Source organism: Alteromonas sp. IB21, assembly GCF_016405965.1.
Classification (GTDB): Bacteria; Pseudomonadota; Gammaproteobacteria; order Enterobacterales; family Alteromonadaceae; genus Alteromonas.
The window spans coordinates 1-853 of record NZ_JAEFCD010000074.1; the positions used below are offsets into that span (position 1 = coordinate 1).

2 protein-coding genes are annotated in these 853 nt (G+C 40.4%); both read right to left on the reverse strand.

Features of this window, described 5'->3' with window-relative positions; all coding sequences use genetic code 11:
• Positions 1–134 precede the first annotated feature (134 nt).
• On the reverse strand, positions 135–473 hold the full coding sequence (locus JC525_RS19775) for a hypothetical protein (RefSeq protein ID WP_159490126.1): 339 nt from the start codon (positions 471–473) through the stop codon (positions 135–137).
• On the reverse strand, positions 463–853 hold a 391-nt coding region (locus tag JC525_RS19780; RefSeq protein ID WP_233095336.1), incomplete at its 5' end, for a hypothetical protein. The genes JC525_RS19775 and JC525_RS19780, both read right to left, overlap by 11 nt.

Genomic DNA, 853 nt, shown 5'->3' on the forward strand with positions numbered 1-853 from the left:
AAATCAGTGATCGAATTGAACCGAAATGGGTGATCGGAATGGGCCGGAACATGCAAATACCAAGCGAAGCGCAGGGAGCCTACGTGTTTTTGTCCCTAGCGAGCGCAGCGAGTGTTAATGCGTTTGTTATACGCTTATTGCCCAGCCCCTAAATTTGAAACAGTTTTGGAACTTGAGCTAATGGTTTTCTCGACTAGTACGGGTAGACTTGCACCGAAGTAAACTGCTGCAATCCAAGTTGTAATATTGTCAAAAGCTACAGCGAGAATAGTAACTACAAATGCTAAAAGAGGTATTAATAATGCTTTGATTAAGAAAAATTCCTTATCTAAATCAATTTTTTGTTGAGGCGGCAATTTTTGCCTTGTAAGCAAATCATGGCAGAAAGGGAAATATCCACCAAGCAGCCCTGAAAGGCAAAAAATTAAACTTTTAGAAACGGCTAGACCAAAAATAATCACTTCAGTAGACACTATTTATTACCGCCCCAATTATTTTTTCCGTAGTAGAAGCTTTTTTCTTATAGTGTTTTCTAGTTGTGTACAAAGCTTCTCCGTTTGAGCCTCTTCGATAAAGTTTCACTATCTCGTCTGAGTGTTCTCGCATAGCTCGTTCAACGACTTCAGGACTTACACTAGCTTCTTTGATTACACCGTGGATAGTTCTAAACTTATAATTCGGGTTTTCTAAAGCTTGTTTTATTCTTTGATACAACACCTCAGAGCCAACCCGAGTCGTTTTGCCTTTCTTTCGTTTTTGCGTATTTGCCATAAAATCACCTAAATACCGAAAAGCGTATAACTTTCCAATAACGGGCGCAGACATGTGGGGCATAATGGCGAAGCCGCCCCGC